This is a genomic window from Caballeronia sp. GACF4, assembly GCF_023631025.1.
In the GTDB taxonomy this organism is placed as follows: Bacteria; Pseudomonadota; Gammaproteobacteria; order Burkholderiales; family Burkholderiaceae; genus Caballeronia.
The window spans coordinates 1-231 of sequence record NZ_JALQDW010000072.1 but is presented as its reverse complement, the minus strand read 5'-3'; the positions used below and the strand labels follow the sequence as shown (position 1 = coordinate 231).

1 protein-coding gene is annotated in these 231 nt (G+C 58.4%); it reads left to right on the top strand.

Going from position 1 to position 231, the window contains the following annotated elements; translation table 11 throughout:
- A partial coding sequence (locus NCR40_RS31245; RefSeq protein WP_250511826.1) for a hypothetical protein occupies nucleotides 1–231 on the top strand: 231 nt, incomplete at both ends.

Below are 231 nucleotides of genomic sequence, written 5' to 3'. Positions count from 1 at the left end.
GGCCTGAGTTGCTCGAACTTCATACGGGCCCGATTCTCAGCGGCAAGGGCCGGTACGCGCAGGTCCCAACGAGAACCCGGCGTAAGTACATCCTTGACGTCGTTCAGCTCGCCGAAGATTTTGACGTCCGGTTCATCGTCAACGGGATTCACAAGCCCGGCGTGGTCTTGCAGTTGGACGAGGGCGAAACGGTGTTTCAGCAAGCCTTCCGCAGCATGATCTCGTCGATTG